Origin of the sequence: Pseudarthrobacter enclensis, assembly GCF_030811655.1 — a bacterium.
GTDB classification, from domain to species: Bacteria; Actinomycetota; Actinomycetes; order Actinomycetales; family Micrococcaceae; genus Arthrobacter; species Arthrobacter enclensis_A.
Window position 1 is genome coordinate 121,960 of record NZ_JAUSRE010000010.1, and the last position, 19,272, is coordinate 141,231.

Genomic DNA, 19,272 nt, shown 5'->3' on the forward strand with positions numbered 1-19,272 from the left:
CCACACTCAAGGAGGACATCCCATGACCTATGACAACCCTATAACCACCGACGCAGCCGCACTCCCCAGGCTGGACCTTCAGCACGGACACACAATTCCCCGGATCGGGCTGGGAACCTGGCCCCTGGTGGGGGACGAATGCGAAGCCGCCGTCCGCTATGCCGTCCAGGCCGGCTACCGGCTTCTCGACACGGCCTTCCAATACCGGAATGAGGCAGCGGTGGGCAGAGGCGTGCGGACTTCGGGTATTCCCCGGGAGGAGTTGTTTATCGCCAGCAAGTTCAACAAGGAGTCCCACAGCATCGACGGCGTGCAGCGGGCCTACGACGACAGCCTGCGGCGGCTTGGCGTGGACTACCTGGACATGTTCATGTGCCACTGGCCCAATCCGGGCTGGGGACAGTATGTCGAAGCGTGGAAGGGCCTGGTCAAGCTGCTCGAAGAGGGCCGCGTCAAGGCCATCGGAGTCTCCAACTTCAAGCCCGGGCATCTGGCAAGGATCATCGAGGCAACTGGTGTGGTTCCGGATGTCAACCAGATCCAACTCAGCGTGGACCTGGCACGCCTTGAGCCACGCGCCGTGCACCGGGAGTTGGAAATTGTCACCGAAGCGTGGAGCCCCATCGGGCGCAATTCCGGGCTGCGCGAGAACCCGACCGTGGTCGGGATTGCGGAACGGCTGGGGAAAAGCCCGGCCCAGGTCCTTCTGCGCTGGCACGTGCAGCAGGACCTGGTGCCTGTTCCGCAGGCTGCCGCTCCGGAGTGGCTCAAGGAAAACATTTCGGTGTTCGATTTCGAGCTCAGAGCCGCCGACATGGAGGCGCTGGCCGCCTTGGACCGGGGAGAAGCGGCGGCCCGCGATTCGGATTCACCGGAAAACGGTCACTAATCGGACCCCTCCCACCCGCGCCCCGGCAAAGGGGTTGACGCAGCTCACAATTTCCGACATTCTCTTATCTAAAGAAATAGTCTCTGCTGTGCAGAGAAAAACTTCCAAGGAGAACAGCTATGACAGACCAGAGTGTGGTCCTGCAGGATGTGCGGCAAGGGATGATCCCGGCCCATATCTACAACGACAAGGAAATCTTCGACCTCGAGAAAGAGCGGCTCTTTAGCCGCAGCTGGCTGTTCGTCGCGCATGAGTCTGAGGTGCCGGAAACCGGCGACTATGTTGTCCGGCGGGTGCTCGAAGATTCCTTCATCATTTCCCGGGACGAAATGGGCGAAATCCGCGCCCTGTTCAACATGTGCCTGCACCGGGGCATGCAGGTGTGCCGGGCGGAGATGGGCAACGCGTCGCACTTCCGCTGCCCCTACCACGGCTGGTCTTACCGCAATGACGGACGCATCGTGGGGCTGCCGTTCCACCAGGAGGCCTTCGGCGGCGAAGAGGGCTTCCGGAAGAAGGGCCAGACCCTGCTGCCGGCGCCTTCGCTGGGAATTTACAACGGCCTGATCTTTATCAGCATGGATCCGGATGCGCAACCGCTAGAGGACTTCCTCGGCGACTTCAAGTTCTACCTGGACTACTACACGAAGCAGAGCACGGATGGAATTGAACTGCGCGGCCCCCAGCGATGGCGGATCAAGGCCAACTGGAAAATCGGCGCCGAAAACTTCGCAGGCGACATGTACCACACGCCCCAGACCCACACCTCTGTGGTGGAGATCGGCCTGTTCCGCGAGCCCAAGGCGGAAAAGCGCAAGGACGGCACCACCTACTGGGCGGGCAACGGCGGCGGCACCACCTACAAGCTCCCCGAAGGCAGCCTGGAGGACAGGCTGCGCTACGTGGGTTACCCGGACGACATGATTGAACGGATGAAGGAGCAGTGGAGCCAGCAGCAGCTGGATGTCATCGGCAAGGACGGTTTCATGATTTCCGCCGCCTCCCTTTTCCCCAACATGAGCTTCGTGCACAACTGGCCCCGCGTGGAGGAAGACTCAGACGAAGTCCTTCCCTTTATCTCCATCCGCCAGTGGCAGCCCATCAGCGAAAACGAAACCGAAGTGCTGTCCTGGTTCGCCGTGGATAAAAACGCCTCCGAAGAGTACAAGGCGCTTTCCTACAAGGCATACCTGATGTGCTTCGGCAGCGGCGGCATGTTCGAGCAGGACGACGTCGAAAACTGGGTGTCCCTGACCAATACCGCGGCCGGATCCATGGCACGGCGGCTGCTGCTCAACGGCCGCATGGGCCTGCTGGAAAACGGCGGGAACGTCGTCGAACCGCTGACCCCTGAACAGTACTCCGGCCCCGGATCCACCCGGGTGGGGTACAGCGAATACAACCAGCGCGAGCTGCTGCTGCGCTGGGCGGACCACCTCGAACGCCCGGCCCGGGCCGCGGCCCAGCTGCACGTCGGGGTTGATCCGGTGTCAGCCGCACCCGCGGCCTGTGCAACTGAAACCGCCCCGCACACCGCAGCAGCTGTGCCCGCGATGATGTCCCAGGAGGCCTAGGAATGACTGCCACTAAAGTCAACGGCATGACCCTTTCGGAACAATCGGTACTCGGAGCGCACGCCCCGCGCACGCAGCGGACCGGGCACAGCCTTCCCTTCAACGACGAACTGCACCTGGAGGCGCACCGCTGGCTGGTGGACGAGGCCTATTTGCTCGACGCGCAGGATTACGACGAGTGGCTGGCACGGATCGCCGACGACGTGCACTACCTCATGCCCGTACGCGTCACCACCGCCCTCGGTGCCGGCTACTCGACCTCACCCGGCATGGCGCACCTCGACGAGAACAAGTACTCGCTCAGCCGCCGGGTGGCACGTTTCGCCACCGAGCACGCCTGGACCGAGGATCCGCCGTCAAGATTGCGGCACTACGTCACGAACGTCCGCACCTTCCGCACGGACAAGGCGGACGAAATCGTCGCCGAATCGGCGGTGCTGCTCTTCCGGAGCCGGGGCGATGTCGGCGAGGCCGCCACGGTGTCCGCAGGCCGGGAGGACCTCCTGCGCCGCACCGGAACCGGCTGGGAACTGGCCCGCCGCACCATCATGCTGGACGAGTCCGTCATCCGGATGCAGAACCTGGCGATCTTCCTTTGAAACTCGGGTGGGAAGGTGAAGAAGAGGACCGTCTCGCAGCCATCCGGGCAGCAGAGGAACGCACCCGGCTCGAAGCCAGTGCCGTGGGGACTCCCATCGTGATCGCCAACGAATTCTCCGAGGTCCAGGTGACCCGCGTCGAGACCCGGAACGGGTCCCGGCTAATGATCACTTCGCCCCGTTCCGGCCAGTGGGTCACGCTGTGTCCGCTGGAACTCGAAGCCCTAACCTGGCAGGCCCCGGCCACCTTTTCGGCAATGATCGGAAACCCGTTCGGGCCCCTGATCACCGAAGACCAGTAACCAGGACCCACAAACAGCATCAAACCAAGCGAAGGAGCCGACCATGCCTGTCGTGAAAGCCGACCTGCAGGCCTGTCAGGGCTATGCCAACTGCGTTGTTGGAGCCACTGACTATTTCGATCTCGACGACGACGGAATCGTCGTTGTCCTGCGCACAGAGGTACCCGAAACCGACCGGCTGCGGGTTACTGAAGCTGCGCGCAGCTGCCCCGTTACCGCCCTCGTGGTGGAGGACGCATGAGTGACGCCACCGTCATCGTCGGGTCATCCATCGGGGGCGTCCGGACCGCCCAGTCACTGCGGCTGGAGGGTTACACCGGGGACATCGTCCTCGTGGGGGAGGAAACGGAACTTCCCTACGACAAGCCGCCTCTGTCCAAGGCGGTGCTGGCCGGCACGGCGGAGGAATCCTCCATCCGGCTGCTGACCGGGGGCGACGCCGATGCGGCCAGGATCCGGCTCCTGCTCGGGCACCGGGCCATCGGCGTCGACATCGCCGGAAGGACGCTCGAACTGGAAGGCCACGAGCCGGTAGGCTTCGACAACCTCGTCATCGCCACCGGAGCCTCGGCCCGGCCTTCGCCCTGGGGACAGCGGCCCGGAATCCATGTGCTCCGCACGCTCGAGGACGCCCGCAGGCTCCGCGCGGACCTGCTATCTGGAGGCCACCTTGCGGTTATCGGCGCGGGCTTCATCGGCGCCGAGGCCGCGGCCACCGCACGGTCCCTGGGCCTGGATGTTACGGTGATCGACCCGCTGCCCGTCCCCATGAGCCGGATCTTCAATCCCGAGATCGGCCAGTGGTTCGGGGATCTGCACCGCAGCAACGGGGTCCGGACCATCTTCGGCACCGGTGTGGAGTCGCTTGAAGGTGAGCAGGGGTCCTTCGTCCTCCGCTTGACCAACGGGGAACGCCTTAATGCCTCCGTGGTGCTGGTTGGCATCGGTGCTGTCCCCAATGACGCGTGGCTCGCTTCCTCAGGGCTGCTGGTGGACAACGGGGTGGTCCTGGACGAATTCTGCCGGGCCGTGGATGCGCCCGCCGTTTACGCCGTGGGCGACGTGGCCCGCTGGCGCCACCTCACCCACGGCGAAGACACCAGGATCGAACACTGGACAAACGCCGTCGAGCAGGCATCCTGCGTTGCGCACAACATCACCCACCCCGGCGCGCCGCGGGCCTATACGCCCACGGAATATGTCTGGAGCGACCAGCATGACTGGAAGATCCAGGTGGTGGGGCGTGTGGGCGGCGGCGCCAGCCACACCGTTATCGGGCACCCAGAGGCCCACGGCAGGTTCGCCGCCCTCTATACCGCAGACGGAACCAGCCTTCGCGGCGCGGCCATCGTCAACTGGCCCAAGGCACTCGTGGCCTGCCGCCGGGGCATGGCAACGGGCATCACGGTGCAGGAGCTGCGGGACAAGCTTGAATCCCAGCTCGACCCGCAACCAGTGGTTGCTTCATGAGCACGGACCGTCCGGCTTTCGCCGATGCCGGGCAGGCGCAGCGCGAATCCATTGCGCTGGCCTGCCGGGTCCTGGCCAACCGCGGCCTTGCGGACGGCATTCTCGGCCACATCAGCCTGAGGATCTCGGAAACAGAGCTCCTGGTCAGGTGCCGCGGTCCGCAGGAACGCGGCCTGGCCTACACCGCGGCCAGCGACATCCACCTGGTGGACCTTGATGGCAACCCGGCAGGAGCGGGGGAGCTCGACGGCGGATACAGCGTTCCCAACGAACTTCCGCTGCACACCGAGGTACTCCGGCGGCGCCCGGACATCCGGGCGGTGGTCCACGCCCACCCGTCGAGGACCGTCGCTGCAGATCTGGCAGGACTTGCGGTGCGGCCCATCGTCGGAGCCTACGACATCCCCGGAACCCGGCTGGCAGCCGGCGGCGTCCCCGTATATCCGCGCGGGGTGCTGGTCAGGAACAGGCAGTTGGCCGCCGAAATGTTAGAGGCCATGGGGGATAGGCCCGTAGTCGTTCTGCGCGGACACGGCATCACCAGTGCTGCTGCAACAGTGGAACAGGCGGTGCTGCAGGCTATAAGTATTGACGGTCTTGCCGCACTGGCGCTGCAGGTGTCTGCCGCGGGCGGCGAACTGATGGACCTGCCGGAAGCCGACATGGCCGAATTGCCCGACCTGGGCGGCTCCTTCAACACCGGCACAGCCTGGCGGCACGAACTCGCAAGGCTAGGTTCCGGCGTGTGAGGGCAGACAACCAGGCCCCTCCGGAGGCAGGTTTTCGGCTGGGTAGGATTAGGCCCATGCAACCAACAGACGTGGAGGGCCCATCCAAATACGGACCTCCTCCGCAGTACCGCATCGAGTCCGTCGACAATGCACTGCGCCTGCTGCTGTTGTTTGAAACCCAGCCGAGCATCAGACTCACCGATGCGAGCCATTTCCTGGGCGTGGCGTCCTCGACCGCCCACCGTCTGCTGGGAATGCTCCAGTACCGCGGCTTCGTCCGGCAGAACCCGTCCACCAAGGCCTACGAGCCGGGCCAGGCCCTGAGCTCCATTGCCGTCGCAATTCGGCGGCAGGTGGACATCAGGACGTTGGTCCATCCCGTACTGGAACGGCTTTTCGAATCGACGGGGGAGACGGTTCACTTCGGCAAGCTGGAGGGGACGAGCACCCACTTCATCGACGCCATCGAAAGCGCCAGGGCGGTACGCGTTGCCTCCCGGCAAGGCCTGACACTGCCAGCGAACTGCACTGCCACCGGCAAGGCCATGCTGAGCCGCCTCAGCAATGAGCAGCTGCGGAAGCTTTACCCCCAGGAAGAACTGCCAGGCCTGACCAAAGGCTCCATCACGACCCGGACCGAACTGGAGCGCGCCTTGGAGATCATCCGGAAGACCGGTTACGCCACGAGCCAGGAAGAAAGCGAAGACGGCGTGACCTCGGCAGCTGCCGCTGTCGTGAGCCCAAGCGGCGGCTGCTTCGGGATCAACGTGTCGGTTCCGGCCCACAGAATGACCGACCAACTCCGGATCGAACTCGGCACCAAGCTCCAAGAAGCCGCCGCAGAGATCGAGGGCCTGCTCGTCTAGCCTCGCACCAATCTAGTGCCCCCGAGGACACAGGGAGAGCGAAGCGAAATGTCCCCAGATAATGAATGTCCTTCCGGACCGTTGATCCTGATTGCTCGGCGGGCTGAGGCGGTGTGCTGCCAGGGTATACGACACGCCAGGCAGCGTTAAAGGCCAGTGCTAACCGGGTTTGCCGTCCCCGTTGGGATGTAATGCGGGGTGGAACGCCCCCGGGCCCAGGCAGGCGAGGTCCGCGAAGGAGAGCATAACGGTCTCCCCCGCGCGTTCCAAACGCCCGTGATGCTCGTCAATAGCCGTTCGAGTACGGAATTGGGAGGTCGGCGTAGGTTGCGCCATTGCCCACACCTCCGTAGCGTGGACTCGCCCTCCCGTACGCGCATCCGACTGTCTCAGACGCCGGCGGTGTGCTTCAAAGCGGCTTGACCTGATGCTGCCAAAACCCTCAGCGAAGTGTCAGCATGCACCGCTCAAATGGATCACCAGGTGCTCGTAAAACGTGCCGGACGCCGCCCTGGCAGAGTCAACGCCGCACACGATCTCCTGGCGCTGGCCCATGGGGAGGGGCGCACAGGGTCTCTATCTCTCTGTTACTCAACCAACCAGCCCGGCAAGTCCCGGACCCGTATCCCGGATATGCGATCACCGCTAGGGTCTCTAGCCAACCAACAGTGCAGGGTCGTCTGTGACTTGTTTATATCGTCGCCGAAGAACCCCGTCCCCGAGGGCCAAGAAAAAAGCCGAGAGCTATAGACATGGGGCCACGCAGGGTGAAGGATGAAGCCACTCTACAGAAGTGGCTTCTGTCCTCAAGAATCGGAAGAAGGATATCGGATGGATAATCACCTTTACGACTACAGCGCAATTGTTGATCGACCGGCTCTTCAATGGCCCGATGGTAAGCGCGTCGCTTTCTACGTGGGTCTGAACATCGAGCACTACCAGGTTGACAAGCCGTCCACCAGCATCTTCGGCGGGACGGCCGGCCTGCAGCCCGATCCGCTCAATTACGGCTGGCGTGACTATGGCCTCCGTGTTGGAATCTGGCGCATGATTGCAGCGCTCGATAGGCACGGAATTCGCGCCAGCGCAATTATCAACTCCGATGTGTGCAGCCGATACCCGCAAGTCATTAAAGCCGGGATTGAGCGGGGCTGGGCGTGGGTGGCGCACGGGCAGGACAACTCCACCTTCCAATCTGGGATGTCACGAGAAGAAGAGACTGCTTACCTCAAGAACGTAGTTTCAACCATCGAGGCGCATACAGGCTGCAAGCCACAGGGGTGGCTGGGCCCTGCCCTGACGGAGACCAGCAACACCCCCGAAGTCCTCGCAAAGCTTGGATTGAACTATGTGCTCGACTGGTGCTCAGACGACCAGCCCTTTGACCTCAACGTGGATGGCATGATGAGCGTTCCCTATTCGATTGAAGTCAATGACGTGACCCTCTTTTCCGGCAGGAACCTCCGGGGAAAGGACTTTTTGCAGGTCGTAAAAGATCAGTACGAACAGCTAAGCAAGGATGCCGCCGACAGCGGCCGGGTCATGGCTCTCTGCCTGCACCCCTTTATCATTAATCAGCCGTTCCGGCACAAGTATCTCGAAATGGCACTGGAGTTCATAACAGCTCAGCCGGATGCGTGGATCACGACGAGTGATGACATTGCCGCACACTACAGGGCTGCGAACCCCCGGCTGCTTCCCGCCGAATCAACAGCACAGGGCTCGGGTTCTGTCGTCTAACAAGCATTGGTTTGGCCTGCTGCGACTGCGGCCGCTGCCAAAGTGCATCCCGTTCCGTCTCGCCGCGACACGGCCCACGAGGACACCGTCAATTAAAAAGGGCGTCAAGGACAACGGGTCGGAGACAAGGGATGGCATCGCCGCCATCGTTCCAGTCGAAACCTCGAGATCGCTAGACGTGCCGCCCCGGACGCTCCGTCTGGGGCGGCCTACGACTTTCTACCTGCCGCTCGGGCGGCAGTTGCGTCGCTATCGTGAAGCCGGCCACGCCCAGGGCGGTAATTCGGCGGCCGGCAGGGCCGGGGCCAAGTTCCTCCAGATGACGCCGATCGTCTCGCCGATCCGAACGAGGAAGCCGGGCGTGGCTGTTTCAGCGATGACGATCCAGCCTTGCTGGCGGGCTTTTTCTTGGGCCGCGCTGAGCAGCGCTGTCTTGCCGATGCCGCGGGCGCCGGAGATGATGGTCAACAATCCTGGTGCGCCCGAACCGAGCCTAAGGCCGTACTCGAACTCGTCGAGCATTCCCTGGCGTCCGATGAGTTCCGGGGGAGTGGCCCCCGCCGTGCGGCGGAAGGGATTGGGCAGCGGGGGCATCTGTGAGTACACCAATTGCAACCCGGGGCGGGCATCCGAGAACGAGTGGGAGCTCCGTCCGTTGGCCGTGTCCTCCCTTGTCAGGCGGTTATGACGCCAGGTCGGGGTGTAGTCGTATCCGAGGAAGACGAGTTTGTTCACCGCCTGGGCCGTTCGCTCTCCGCCCCAGGGGCAAGATCGACCCCCTAAAATTTGAGGTGTCATTGTGGGGAATAGGGCTCCATGGTTGTGCTATCAAAAGCTCCTCGTATTGGCCCGACGAATGCGGCCATTGCCGCCTGCTGTCACAATGCGGATGGATTGCCGCTGGTCTTCAGGTGCCAGATCCTGAGGGCGAGGTGGTTGTCGAGTTGACGGGTGGGGTGGAGCCAGTCTTCTCCGATCAGCAGAGAGATGCGTTCCAGGCGTTGCTTGACGGTGTTGCGGTGAACAAAAAGGTTTTCCGCGGTGCGGGCGTAGTTGCGGCTTGTCTCTAGAAACGTCCAGGCCGTACGGGTCAGATCGGTGTTGTGTTTTGCATCGTGGTCTATGAGGGGCTGGATCTGTGAGTAGAGGCTTTCGTGGTCCCCGTTGGAGTGGACCGCTCCAAGTAGCAGCCCTAAGTGTCCGAGGTGGTTTCCGTCCAGGAGTTCTCCGTGTCGTTCGAGAACTATGAGGCTGGTGAGGGCGAGTTCGGCTTGGCGGTGTGCTTTTTTGATGCCGGCGAGACCGTTGCTTGTGCCCGCGTGTCCGGCGGTGGTGGGGATGCTTGATTCTTTTAGCTTTGTCATGACAGCTTCGATGATGTTTTTACTTCCAGCGGCCAGTACATACGTGCGCGACCGGCGACGGGCGATGAGGGCTGTCGCGGTCCCGAGCCCCTCACGAATGGTTTTTTCCACTCTGGCGTAGTCGGCGCCTGCGGAATCGAAGACAGCCAGGGTCATTTCGCCGGTCGGGGGGACACCGAAGCGCGCGGCTCTTTGCTGGATGAGGTCTAAAGGAACATTCCGGTCGGAGAGAAGATCGTCGAGGACTTCGAACTGGAGCCGTTGGGCGGAGTCCTGTGTTGCTTGAGTGAAAAGCCGCAGAACCGTCAGGAAAACGGCCAACCGTTCGGCCACCACACGTTGGGTTCCGGTCAGCGGCCCACGGATCGCCAGCGTGGCCAGGTGCGTAGGGCCGGCGTGGGCTGTTGCCAGAACAACGTCTTCCCGAGTTGTTGCGAAGATTTGCGGGCGCCCGGTAGCCAGGGCCCGATTCAGGCTTGATGTGAACGCCGCCTGGTAGTCCTTCGCTGTTAGCAGGGAACTAAGCGGAGCCGTAACCGGATGCAGAGACTCCCTTGATTCTTCGTGGAGAACTCCGTTTGCTGCATCCAGTATCAGGATGTCCGTGCCAAGAATCTGCCGGGAAAGGGCGGCGAAGCCTTCCAGGCCCCTTCCGTGGACCACGACTTCGATGAACCGCTCGTCAAGGTCGACAAGTCCCTGAAGGACGCCCATCTCTTCCTGCCTGGTGCGGTTTTCGTTTCCCAGACGTTGAAGTGCCGAAGTAGCCTCGGTAAAGCTCTGCGCGTTGTCGATCGCGACGGCGGCGTGCTTGCCAATCGTATCCACTAGATCAACAAGCTCCGGAGGGTACGTGCGCGGCCTCCTGTCAGCGATCAGAAGCGCGCCGATGACTTTGCCGTAGAGATACAGCGGAACACCAAGTATCGCCCGCACCCCCTCCTTGCTGACAATGCTGTCAATGTCGGGCAGGTGCGAGAGGGCATCATCGGTGAGGTAATCCACGGTCTGAAAGGGCGAGAGACCCGCCGCGGCTTTGCCCAGTACGCCAGTTCCGATCGGCATTCGGATGGTCCGGTAATCCTCGGTGGCGACCCCATCGGATTTTCTGATGTACGTCTCGTTTCTGGCGTAATCGTTGAGGCTGATGTACGCCATATCGCTCCCGGCCAAGATGCGCGTGCGTTTGACGATTGCCAGCAATACAGCCTCGACGTCCCTGATGCCCGTCAGGTCGGTAGCGGTCTCATGGAGGGCCCTGAGAAGGTCCTCGCGTTGACGCTGCTGGCGCAACAGTGCGTTAACGCTGCGCGCGGCGCCGGCGGTCCGAGCTGTAATTTCATGGCGGCCGAGTGCTTCGTCCAAGGCCTTGGACAACTCATCGTCGCTGATTCCGGCCTCGATGCGTTCCAGCCACAAACCTGCGGTTTCCATGTCCGCCTCCCTCACGTTCAAGTCAAAGTATCCCAGAAGAGTGCACAACGCCCTGCGGGGAGTCCACTTGGTGGTTATTGGTGACATAGCCGCAGTGTGAGACGCGGCATAGTCTCGATGGAGGTTTTCCCAACGGAAAGGATCGTCATGGGTGACGACATGAAACTGCACGTACTCTCCAGTGGGGTCATGGAGTGTGACCACACCTGGTTGTTGCTCAAGGGGGGAACAACAATCATGGATCGCAACAACAAGACCGCGCCTCCCGCATGGGGGGACTGCCCCACGCATGCGGTACTGATCGAGCATCCCGAAGGCCGGGTGCTCTGGGATACCGGAGTGCCACGTGACTGGGAGAGCCGGTGGGCGCCCACCGGCTTCCAGGACTTCTTCCCCGTCAAAGAAGACCCCTCAGGCCCTGGCTACCTGGATTCAGCGCTGGCGGAGCTGGAGCTTGAACCGAGTGACATTGATATCCTCGTCCTCTCCCACCTCCACTTCGACCACGCAGCCAACGCGAAAATGTTCGACAACGGCAAGACCAGAATTATTGCAAGCACCGATGAGATCGAGGGTGTCAAGGGCATTTCCGGGGCTTTCCAGGGTGCCCACCTGGTTTCGGACTTCGACGGCCTCAACCTCGAACCGGTGGCCGGTGACGCCGAGATCCTTCCGGGCGTGAGCGTGATCGCCACTCCTGGCCACACCTGGGGCACAATGTCGTTGCAGGTCGATCTTCCCAACGACGGGACCAAGATCTTCACGTCCGACGCGGTCTACCTCGGAGCGAGTTGGGGTCCGCCGGCCGTTGGAGCGGCCATCGTGTGGGACAACCTGAAGTGGCTGGAATCAGTAGAAAAGCTGCGCGGCATTGCCGAACGCACCGACGCGCACGTCATCTTTGGCCACGACCCGGAGCAACGCAAAACCCTCCGATTCGCACCCGACGGATACTACTCCTAGGAACAAGTCATGATCCTCTACGATGTGAAATGCTCCGACGGCCACCGCTTCGAGGCAGCCTTGAAGTCGATGTTTGATGACACACCGCCGTGCCGTGAATGCGGTGCCCCCACGGGCAGGATTCCCGCCGCAATCAAGCTCTCAGGCACTGCAGATCCTGGTCCCTCACGCGAGCAGATGCCCAACACCTGGCGCGGGATCCGCCGGGGAGACCCGGAGACAGTGCGCGGATGGCACGGGCTGATGTCCAAACGCGAAAAGCTCGAAGAAAAATACCCGGAACTTGCCGGAGACCGCAGACCCGTCCTCGCCCACGAAGGGATTTTCGAGAACGCCCCACTGCGCGCCGGAGACCCGCTCGCAGACAAAGTGGCGGCAGCAACCTTCAAAACCGCGCAGCCTGGCCAGACAGAGGCGCCACACACCAAACAGCGACACGGAAAAGAAACGGACAAATGAAAATCACCGGCGCAGTTCTTGAAGAAATCGGACGTCCCCGGCCCTTCGCTGAATCCCGGCCCGTTACCATCTCCGAGCTCGAGCTTGGAAAGCCCGGCCCCACCGAGATCCTGGTCCGGCTCGAAGCAGCCGGGATCTGCCACTCGGATTTGAGCGTTGTCGACGGTAACCGGGTCCGCCCGGTGCCAATGCTGCTCGGACACGAAGCGGCCGGACGGGTCCTGGAAGTCGGGTCAGACGTATCGGACATCCAGGCCGGCCAGCGGGTCGTCATGTCCTTCCTCCCCAGATGCGAGGAGTGCGACAACTGTGCCGAGGACGGCCGCCTGCCCTGCACTGCAGGCTCCAAAACAAACGGTGAAGGCGTCCTGCTGCACGGCTCGGCGCACCTCAGCCGCGGCGGTGAGCGAGTCTTCCACCACCTCGGCGTTTCAGGCTTCGCGACCCACGCCGTCGTCGACAGAGCCTCCGCCGTACCCGTCGGGGATGACGTTCCCCCGGACATCGCCGCCGTCCTAGGATGCGCAGTGCTCACCGGCGGCGGCGCCGTCCTGAACGCAGCCCGCCCCAAACCAGAAGACAGCATCATGATCGTCGGGCTCGGCGGCGTAGGAATGGCAGCACTTATCACGGCCATCTCCCAGAACGTTTCACGCATCGTCGCCGTAGACACACTCGAGGAGAAGCTCGAGCACGCCCGGCGGCTGGGCGCCCACGAAACCTTTACCCCGCAGCAGGCGCTTGAGCAGGGCATAAAGGCCAAGTACGTCATCGAATGCGCTGGGAACCCCAGGGCCTTCGAAACTGCCTTTGCCGCCACCGCGGTGGGTGGAACGACGATCACCGCCGGGCTGCCCTCACCGGACGCCCGCGCCCAGATCCCGCCAATGACCATCACTGCCGAAGCACGCACGATCATCGGCAGTTACCTCGGATCCGCAGTACCAGCACGTGATATCCCGAAGTACGCCCAGCTCTGGCGGGAAGGCAGGCTCCCCGTCGAAGAACTCATCACCACCCGCATCGGTTTGTCGGACATTAACCAGGCCATGGACCAGCTGGCCGACGGGAAAGCAGTCCGCCAGGTCATCATGTTCGACACCGATCACGAACGCACCAGCTAGGGGCGTGCCCCCCAGACGCGGTACCGGTCACCGGCAGTTCCCTCTCCTGCCGGTGACCGGGGTGTCCGACGCCCCGGTTCTCGCTACCGTCCTCAACGACAGGAAACAACCGTGACATTTGAGCTACGGACCTACACCGCCGCACCGGGAAAGATGGAGGCGCTTCTGGAACGCTTCCGCAACCACACCACCAAGATTTTCCCGGACCACAGCATCCACGACATCGGCTACTGGCTACCCGTTGAAGACCGGGACACACTCATCTACCTCGTAAGACATGAGGGCGACCCCGAATCAAACTGGAAAGAGTTCAAAAACGATCCCCGATGGGTGACTGCGCGCGCAGCGTCCGTCGCCAATGGTGAACTCACCCTGACTATTTCCTCGGTCTACCTGACCGCCACTGACTTCTCGCCGCTCGGCCCCTGACAACAGACGGCTTCACATCCGGCCAAAAAGAACTTCGGAGATAAGAATGACAACGACCATTGAGCAAGAAACCGAACTTCTTGCCGCCGTTCCTACCGGGCTTCTCATCAACGGTGAGTGGCGCGACGCCGCCTCGGGCAAGACGTTCGACGTCGAGGATCCCGCCACCGGGAAGGTGCTGCTGAGTATCGCCGACGCCGGTCCCGAGGACGGTGCAGCCGCCCTGGACGCCGCCGCCGCTGCCCAGGAATCCTGGGCGAAGGTGCCGCCCCGGGAACGCGGCGAAATCCTCCGCCGTGCCTTCGACATGGTGACCGAACGGGCAGAAGACTTCGCCCTCCTGATGACCTTGGAAATGGGCAAGCCGCTGGCTGAAGCCCGCGGCGAAGTGACTTACGGCGCCGAGTTCCTGCGCTGGTTCTCCGAAGAAGCAGTCCGGGCCTTTGGCCGTTACTCCGTCTCGCCCGATGGCAAGTCCCGGCTCCTGGTGGCCAAGAAGCCGGTGGGCCCCTGCCTGCTGATCACGCCGTGGAACTTCCCGCTGGCCATGGCCACCCGCAAGATCGCCCCGGCAGTTGCCGCAGGCTGCACCATGGTGCTGAAGTCCGCGAACCTGACGCCGCTGACGTCCCAGCTGTTCGCCGCCGTCATGCAGGAAGCCGGCCTGCCCGCCGGTGTCCTCAACGTCATCCCCACCTCCACGGCCGGAGCCACCACCGGGCCCCTGATCAAGGACTCCCGCCTGCGCAAGCTCTCCTTCACCGGCTCCACCGAAGTGGGACGCCGACTGCTGGCCGATGCGTCGGAAAACGTTCTGCGGACCTCAATGGAGCTCGGCGGCAACGCCCCGTTCCTGGTGTTCGAGGACGCCGACCTGGACGCCGCCGTCACCGGCGCCATGGCAGCCAAGCTGCGGAACATGGGCGAGGCCTGCACCGCGGCCAACCGCTTCATCGTCCATGAGTCGGTGGCCGGCGAATTCGCCGAGAAATTCGCCGCGAAGATGAAGGAAATGACCACCGCCCGCGGAACCGAGCCCGAGTCCAAGGTGGGCCCGCTGATCGACGCCAAGAGCCGGGACAAGGTCCACGAACTCGTCTCCGATGCCCTCGCCTCCGGCGCGAAGGCAGTCCTGGGCGGCGCTCCGGTGGAGGGGCCCGGCTACTTCTACCAGCCCACCATCCTGTCCGGCGTTTCCGAGGGGACCCGCATCCTTTCCGAGGAAATCTTCGGGCCCGTTGCCCCGATCATCACCTTCAGCAGCGAGGACGAGGCCGTGCGGCTGGCCAACAACACCGAATACGGCCTGGTGGCCTACGTGTTCACCAAGGACATCAACCGCGGCATCCGGATGGGGGAAAAACTCGAAACGGGCATGCTCGGCCTGAACGCCGGTGTCATCTCCAACGCGGCCGCACCCTTCGGCGGCGTCAAGCAGTCGGGCCTGGGACGCGAAGGCGGCCTGGAAGGCATCGAAGAATACCTCTACACCCAGTACATCGGCATCGCCGACCCCTACGCGAGCTAGCATCCGGCCTGCCCGCAGACCGCAGGCCAACCGCAAGTGCCGGCCGGGAACTTTCCCGGTCGGCACGTGTGCTGAACTCGGTACAGCGACGCGACTGTAGAAAGGAACGGCCTCGCCACGATCCATGTGCGCCGGTCCTAGGCCGTCGACGATACCTCAGCCAGATCAACCGATAGTGGGGCACGGGCCGCGGGCCCGGCTCCATCCTGTCAAGCCCGTTGGTTTGATGTGGAGTTTCCCAACGAAGGAGCCTTGATGTGCGACCGAATCCGTAACGCCGGCATGCACGACCGGATGATGTCTGCCGAGCAGGCCGCTGCTCTGATCAAACCGGGCATGACGGTGGCCATGAGCGGATTCACCGGCGCCGGGTACCCGAAAGCCGTACCGCAGGCCTTGGCCGCCCGGATGGAGGCCGCGGCTGCCGCGGGCAGCCCGTTCCGGATCAAAGTCCTCACCGGAGCCTCCACGGCTCCCGAGCTCGACGGTGCTTTGGCGAAGGCCAATGGCATGGAGTTGCGGCTGCCGTACCAGTCCGACCCCGCACTTCGGGAGCGAATCAACAGCGGTGAAATCGACTACATCGACATGCACCTCAGCCACGTTGCCCAGCACACCTGGTCCGGGTATTTCGGCAAGATTGACCTTGCAGTGGTTGAGGTCGCGGGCATTCTGGAGGACGGACGGTTAGTACCCTCCTCCTCGGTCGGAAACAACAAGACCTGGCTCGAACAGGCAGACCAGGTCATCCTCGAAGTCAATGCCTTTCAACCAGCCGGACTCGAAGGCATGCACGACATCTATTACGGCACGGCCCTGCCCCCGGAGCGGAAACCCATACCGCTGACGGCACCGGATGAACGCATCGGCGAAGCGTATTTGCACGTGGATCCCGCCAAAGTCGTCGCCGTCGTTACCACCGACGCACCTGACCGAAATTCCCCTTTCACCGCCCCCGATGAAGCCTCCCGGAGTATCGCGGTCCACCTGCTGGACTTCTTCGGACATGAGATCAAACGGGGCAGGCTGGGCCGGAACCTGCTCCCGCTTCAATCTGGGGTGGGTAACATCGCCAACGCCGTACTCGCGGCTCTCTCCGAGGGTGGTTACGAAGGGCTTACCGCCTATACCGAAGTCATCCAGGACGGCATGCTTGACCTGATTCGCACAGGCGTGCTGAAGATGGCCTCGGCCACGTCTTTCTCACTCAGTGCCGCGGGCGTACAGGAATTCAAAGACAACATCGACTTCTACCGCACCCGGATCCTGCTGCGTACCCAGGAAATCTCCAACCACCCTGAGCTCATTCGCCGCCTTGGTGTCCTCGCCATGAACGGCATGATCGAAGCCGACATCTACGGCAACGTCAATTCCACCCATATCGCCGGAAGTAAAGTCATGAACGGAATTGGCGGCTCCGGGGACTTCGCCCGAAACGGTTCAATTTCCATTTTCATGTCACCCAGCACCGCCAAAAATGGCGGACTATCAAGCATCGTGCCCATGGTCAGCCACGTCGACCACACCGAACATGACACAATGATCATCGTCACCGAACAAGGCCTTGCTGACCTACGCGGGCTCGCACCCAAGCAGCGCGCGCAACTCATTATCGACCGGTGCGCGCACCCCCTTTACCGGCCCATGCTCCAGGACTACTACGACCGCGCCAGACGTGAGAGCTACGGGCAACATTCCCCCCACCTTCTCGCCGAAGCGCTTTCCTGGCATGACAGGTTTGTTGAAACCGGCACCATGCACACATTTCCGACCATCAACCAGCCTTCCCGCTCTCCCGATAGCGGATTGCCTGAGCTGCCCGGGAGTCTGTTGGGAACCTAACAGTGTCACCATGAGCAGCCATACTCGTATTTGAGCCCCGATCACTCGCACCTCGGCCACCGCGTGAGACTTCAAAATGTCAGCCTAATTTCTTGTCGTCGCCGTCCCGAATGGTGGAACTTCGTGGATCGGGATTTTGCAGAATCAGGCTCGGAGTTCGTGGGATTGAGGGCTACTTATCAGTCATCATGGGAAGCGGATCGCGGATCCCTCGCGGAGACTAGGACATGCACGTCGTCGATTTCGTGTACGAGGCGTCGACCTGCTCCGCGATCGAGCCAAATCCAGAAGGCTGAGCCGTCGGGCATCCAGGTGTCGATAACGCCGCCACCTAGATGTTGGCCGTGGGCCATTAATTGAACATGGCTTCCTTCTGGAATTGCCTCGGGGTTAGCTCTCATTGCTTCACCTTCCCTCTTGTGGCCGCGCTGAACGATTGAATAAGACAGGCCCACACTAACCACAAGGGCCACTTCAGGGCCCGATGCCGCTGCGAAGGATTCTGGACCAGCGCATGGTGCCTTCAAGTAGGCGGCTGTGCTCAGTGCACCAACCGGAGTTAGGAGAAATTCCGATGCCCGGATGCGCCACTTTGCCGACCGCCGGCACGGCGCGAAGAGACCAGACAGGGGATTCCACCTCGACAGGCCCATATTGGGGGATAGCGCCTGCCGAGATGGAACTAATCGCAAATATATCATAGATTCGTCCACGAACTATTCATGCACGAAATATCCCATCGCGCTGGTGATTTCACCGTTGACGAACCCGCGCAGTTACCATTGCAGTCATGACTTCCCCTTCAGGGAGCGAAGATGATCTTCTGCTCGAGCGGCAGCTATGTTTCGCGCTGTCCGTCGCTGCGCGGACTGTCATCAACGCCTACACGCCCCTGCTGGAGCAACTGAACCTCACGCATCCGCAATACCTCGTGATGCTCGCCCTGTGGCAGGAAAGCCCGCGCACGGTAAAGGAACTTAGCCAGACGCTACTGCTTGGATCCGCAACCCTTTCTCCATTACTCAAGCGGCTCGAAGGGCACGGGTACCTCACCCGTGAACGGGCCGAGGGAAATGAACGATCCCTTGCGGTTGCGCTGACCCCTGAGGGGGCGGCGCTGCGGGACAAGGCTCTTACCGTGCCCGGCGCGATCCTGGATACCTTGGGCCTCACCAGGGCCGAGGCCGAAGACCTCCAGGAGCGTATGACCCGGCTGGCCTACTCAGCCCGGATCCAACACTAACGATCCGGGGGGCCGTGCCTAAAGTCCTTCGGCCTGCCGTGAAATGGACATCTATCTTCCTTTTCAGCCTTCCCTGATCGTTAGTCTGGCAGCATGCGAACTGATTTCAGTCCCTCAGGCACGTCCGCCCGTGATTTCTACCGGCTGCTCACCGCGGTGGTGGTGCCCCGGCCCATCGCCTGGGTTTCGAGCGTCTCTCCCGAGGGCATCGACAACCTGGCACCACACTCCTTTTTTACGGTCGCTTCAACGAATCCGCCCATCGTGCAGTTCACCTCGGTGGGCGAGAAGGATTCGCTCCGCAACATCACGGCATCGGGGGAATTCGTGGTCAACCTGGCCCCGGCCGCACTTCTGGAGGAGGTCAACGCCACCGGAACCAATTTCCCGCCGGAGATCAGCGAGTTCGACGCCGCCGGCCTGACCCGGGAGCAGAGCCTCACCGTGGCCGCCCCCCGGGTCAAGGAATCACCGGCGGTGCTTGAATGCCGTCTCCACTCCGTGCTGCCGATAGGGGACTCGACCCTGGTTTTCGGCGAAGTCACCCATGCCGCCGTGAGCGATGCCGTGCTGGACGGCAGCCACCCGCGCATCGACCTGCTGGAGCCACTGGCCCGGCTGGGCCTGGATGAGTGGGGTACCCTCGGCGAAATCCAGGACCTCGGCCGGATCCGGCTGAAGGACTGGCCGGGCGATTTCCGGCCCAAGGACTAGG

General features: G+C 62.5%; 19 protein-coding genes. 17 read left to right on the plus strand and 2 right to left on the minus strand.

Annotation, left to right across the window (positions count from 1 at the left end; all coding sequences use genetic code 11):
- The first annotated feature begins 22 nt into the window (after positions 1 to 22).
- The 9 genes from J2X98_RS11400 to J2X98_RS11440 all read left to right on the plus strand — a co-directional run bounded on the left by J2X98_RS11400 (position 23) and on the right by J2X98_RS11440 (position 8,171).
- Positions 23 to 889, plus strand: coding sequence for an aldo/keto reductase (locus J2X98_RS11400; RefSeq protein WP_236800065.1), 867 nt, complete (start codon positions 23 to 25; stop codon positions 887 to 889).
- Positions 890 to 1,008: 119 nt separating this feature from the next.
- Entirely contained in the window at positions 1,009 to 2,463 is a 1,455-nt protein-coding gene (locus J2X98_RS11405; protein WP_236800062.1) for an aromatic ring-hydroxylating dioxygenase subunit alpha, read from the plus strand.
- Positions 2,464 to 2,465: 2 nt separating this feature from the next.
- The gene (locus tag J2X98_RS11410) at positions 2,466 to 3,062 is read left to right on the plus strand and encodes a 3-phenylpropionate/cinnamic acid dioxygenase subunit beta (protein WP_236800061.1); all 597 of its coding nucleotides are present in this window, start codon (positions 2,466 to 2,468) and stop codon (positions 3,060 to 3,062) included.
- Positions 3,059 to 3,364, plus strand: coding sequence for a hypothetical protein (locus tag J2X98_RS11415; protein ID WP_236800059.1), 306 nt, complete (start codon positions 3,059 to 3,061; stop codon positions 3,362 to 3,364). Before J2X98_RS11410 ends, J2X98_RS11415 begins: the two co-directional genes overlap by 4 nt.
- A gap of 43 nt (positions 3,365 to 3,407) precedes the next feature.
- Entirely contained in the window at positions 3,408 to 3,605 is a 198-nt protein-coding gene (locus J2X98_RS11420; protein WP_236800057.1) for a ferredoxin, read from the plus strand.
- A complete protein-coding gene (locus J2X98_RS11425; RefSeq protein WP_236800056.1) occupies positions 3,602 to 4,834 on the plus strand; it encodes an NAD(P)/FAD-dependent oxidoreductase in 1,233 nt (410 codons plus the stop codon). Before J2X98_RS11420 ends, J2X98_RS11425 begins: the two co-directional genes overlap by 4 nt.
- On the plus strand, positions 4,831 to 5,583 hold the full coding sequence (locus tag J2X98_RS11430; RefSeq protein ID WP_236800054.1) for a class II aldolase/adducin family protein: 753 nt from the start codon (positions 4,831 to 4,833) through the stop codon (positions 5,581 to 5,583). Before J2X98_RS11425 ends, J2X98_RS11430 begins: the two co-directional genes overlap by 4 nt.
- Positions 5,584 to 5,639: 56 nt before the next feature.
- Positions 5,640 to 6,431, plus strand: coding sequence for an IclR family transcriptional regulator (locus J2X98_RS11435; protein ID WP_236800051.1), 792 nt, complete (start codon positions 5,640 to 5,642; stop codon positions 6,429 to 6,431).
- Between the two features lie 831 nt (positions 6,432 to 7,262).
- Positions 7,263 to 8,171 carry a polysaccharide deacetylase family protein gene (locus tag J2X98_RS11440; RefSeq protein WP_236800049.1) on the plus strand — a complete coding sequence of 303 codons (909 nt, stop codon included), beginning with the start codon at positions 7,263 to 7,265 and terminating at the stop codon, positions 8,169 to 8,171.
- A gap of 249 nt (positions 8,172 to 8,420) precedes the next feature.
- On the opposite strand, the gene J2X98_RS11445 is transcribed toward J2X98_RS11440, so the two are convergent.
- Both J2X98_RS11445 and J2X98_RS11450 read right to left on the minus strand, forming a co-directional pair.
- Positions 8,421 to 8,906, minus strand: a complete 486-nt coding sequence (locus J2X98_RS11445) for an ATP-binding protein (RefSeq protein WP_307308063.1) — start codon at positions 8,904 to 8,906, stop codon at positions 8,421 to 8,423.
- A 143-nt stretch (positions 8,907 to 9,049) separates the two neighbouring features.
- On the minus strand, positions 9,050 to 10,969 hold the full coding sequence (locus tag J2X98_RS11450; protein ID WP_307308065.1) for a helix-turn-helix domain-containing protein: 1,920 nt from the start codon (positions 10,967 to 10,969) through the stop codon (positions 9,050 to 9,052).
- A gap of 237 nt (positions 10,970 to 11,206) precedes the next feature.
- Between J2X98_RS11450 and J2X98_RS11455 the strand changes: the two genes are divergently transcribed.
- The 8 genes from J2X98_RS11455 to J2X98_RS11490 all read left to right on the plus strand — a co-directional run bounded on the left by J2X98_RS11455 (position 11,207) and on the right by J2X98_RS11490 (position 19,271).
- Positions 11,207 to 11,932 carry an N-acyl homoserine lactonase family protein gene (locus tag J2X98_RS11455; protein ID WP_236800046.1) on the plus strand — a complete coding sequence of 242 codons (726 nt, stop codon included), beginning with the start codon at positions 11,207 to 11,209 and terminating at the stop codon, positions 11,930 to 11,932.
- Positions 11,933 to 11,941: 9 nt separating this feature from the next.
- Complete coding sequence (locus J2X98_RS11460) at positions 11,942 to 12,391, plus strand: zinc ribbon domain-containing protein (RefSeq protein WP_236800045.1); 450 nt, start codon at positions 11,942 to 11,944, stop codon at positions 12,389 to 12,391.
- Positions 12,388 to 13,515 carry an alcohol dehydrogenase catalytic domain-containing protein gene (locus tag J2X98_RS11465; RefSeq protein ID WP_236800042.1) on the plus strand — a complete coding sequence of 376 codons (1,128 nt, stop codon included), beginning with the start codon at positions 12,388 to 12,390 and terminating at the stop codon, positions 13,513 to 13,515. Before J2X98_RS11460 ends, J2X98_RS11465 begins: the two co-directional genes overlap by 4 nt.
- 111 nt (positions 13,516 to 13,626) lie before the next feature.
- Complete coding sequence (locus J2X98_RS11470; protein ID WP_236800041.1) at positions 13,627 to 13,944, plus strand: NIPSNAP family protein; 318 nt, start codon at positions 13,627 to 13,629, stop codon at positions 13,942 to 13,944.
- Positions 13,945 to 13,990: 46 nt separating this feature from the next.
- On the plus strand, positions 13,991 to 15,472 hold the full coding sequence (locus J2X98_RS11475; RefSeq protein ID WP_307308070.1) for an NAD-dependent succinate-semialdehyde dehydrogenase: 1,482 nt from the start codon (positions 13,991 to 13,993) through the stop codon (positions 15,470 to 15,472).
- A gap of 255 nt (positions 15,473 to 15,727) precedes the next feature.
- Complete coding sequence (locus tag J2X98_RS11480; protein ID WP_236800038.1) at positions 15,728 to 17,314, plus strand: acetyl-CoA hydrolase/transferase family protein; 1,587 nt, start codon at positions 15,728 to 15,730, stop codon at positions 17,312 to 17,314.
- 790 nt (positions 17,315 to 18,104) lie between these two features.
- Positions 18,105 to 18,557 (plus strand): MarR family winged helix-turn-helix transcriptional regulator, encoded by a 453-nt coding sequence (locus tag J2X98_RS11485; protein ID WP_307308073.1) that lies wholly within the window; start codon positions 18,105 to 18,107, stop codon positions 18,555 to 18,557.
- A gap of 93 nt (positions 18,558 to 18,650) precedes the next feature.
- Positions 18,651 to 19,271: a flavin reductase family protein gene (locus J2X98_RS11490; RefSeq protein ID WP_307308076.1), complete on the plus strand. Its 621-nt coding sequence runs from the start codon at positions 18,651 to 18,653 to the stop codon at positions 19,269 to 19,271.
- The last annotated feature ends 1 nt before the right edge of the window (position 19,272 follow it).